Source organism: Micrococcus sp. LASM2_SD2, assembly GCF_057364565.1.
The window spans coordinates 1-1,391 of sequence record NZ_JBNFOB010000373.1 but is presented as its reverse complement, the minus strand read 5'-3'; the positions used below and the strand labels follow the sequence as shown (position 1 = coordinate 1,391).

General features: G+C 69.4%; 1 pseudogene. It reads left to right on the top strand.

The window, feature by feature from the left end:
• Positions 1 to 77 precede the first annotated feature (77 nt).
• Positions 78 to 1,234, top strand: a pseudogene (locus AC2W7A_RS12465) (NRAMP family divalent metal transporter).
• Positions 1,235 to 1,391 lie beyond the last annotated feature (157 nt).

The window sequence follows — 1,391 nt, the reverse complement described above, 5'->3', positions numbered from 1 at the left end:
CCGCCGAGCCTGCCGGCGCCACCGCCGTCGCCACCCCGGACGCCGCGCGTCACCGCCGCACGGCCCTGCTCGGCGCCATGTTCCTCATGGCCACCAGCGCCATCGGCCCCGGCTTCATCACCCAGACCTCCACCTTCACGGTGCAGATCGGCGCGGCCTTCGCCTTCGCCATCCTGGTCTCGATCGTCATCGACATCGCGGTGCAGATGAACGTGTGGCGCGTCATCGGCATCTCAGGCCTGCGCGCCCAGGAGCTCGCCAACCGCGTCCTGCCCGGACTCGGCTGGTTCCTCGCCGCGCTCGTGTTCGTCGGCGGCATGGTCTTCAACATCGGCAACATCGCCGGCACCGGCCTGGGCGCCAACGCGATGCTCGGCGTGGACCCGCTGATCGGCGCGCCGTCTCCGCCCTGATCGCGATCGCGATCTTCCTGTCCAAGCGGGCCGGCCTCGCCCTGGACCGCATCGTGGTGGTCCTCGGCGTCGTGATGATCGCCCTGATGGCCTACGTGGCGATCGTCTCCGGCCCGCCCGTGGGCGACGCCCTGCGCCAGTCCGTGCTGCCGGAGACCGTGGACATGCTCATCATCGTCACCCTCGTGGGCGGCACCGTGGGCGGCTACATCACCTACGCCGGCGCCCACCGCATGATCGACTCCGGCGTCTCCGGCCCGGAGGACGTCCGTTCCATCACCCGCTCCTCCGTGCTCTCGATCATCGTCACCGGCGTGATGCGCGTGCTGCTGTTCCTCGCCATCCTCGGCGTGGTGGTCGGCGGCGCGACCCTGGACCCGGACAACCTGGCGGCCTCGGCCTTCCGGAGCGCGGCCGGCGACGTGGGCATGCGCGTGTTCGGCGTGATCTTCTGGGCCGCGGCCATCACCTCGGTGATCGGCGCGTCCTACACCTCGGTCTCCTTCATCACGAAGTCCACCACCTCGCCCCGCACCCGCAGCTGGCTGACGGTCGCGTTCATCGCGGTCTGCGCCGGCCTGTACCTGGCCCTGAAGCAGGCTCCGCAGACGCTGCTGGTGTTCGCCGGCGCGTTCAACGGCATGATCCTGCCGGTCGGCTTCGCGGTGCTGCTGTTCGTGGCCTGGCGTCGCCGTGACCTCATGAACGGCTACCGCTACCCGGTGTGGCTGCTCATCGTCGGCGTGCTGGCCTGGCTGGTCTCCGTCTTCATCGCCGTCAACGCCTTCAAGCCGATGGTGGCCCTGTTCTCCGGAGCCTGATCGCCCCCGCTCCCCCACGACGACGGCCGCTCACCCTGCACTGGTCCCCGGTTGTTGGACTGGTAATCAGAGCGTAAGCGCCCTGTCTTCCTCGAGGGCCTGTTCCCGATACTTCATCGGGGTCAGGCCCTCGAGTCGTTGCTGGATCCGGTGGTAG